Here is a 209-nt window from a genome sequence, read left to right as displayed (position 1 = left end):
GAAATACCTCCGCGTGCGCGGAGAAGAGCATAAAATTTGTCTCCTTAAGACGGATAAATAGGAAATACCTCCGCGTGCGCGGAGAAGAGAGATTTTCTTTGGGTAGCAACTCGCGGATTGCGGAAATACCTCCGCGTGCGCGGAGAAGAGGCAGACTTGCAAGCGTGGCAAGCTCAACTGTTGGAAATACCTCCGCGTGCGCGGAGAAG

This window comes from Corynebacterium sp. HMSC077D03 (assembly GCF_001808545.1).
Classification (GTDB): Bacteria; Actinomycetota; Actinomycetes; order Mycobacteriales; family Mycobacteriaceae; genus Corynebacterium; species Corynebacterium simulans.
This window is presented reverse-complemented; position numbering follows the sequence as displayed.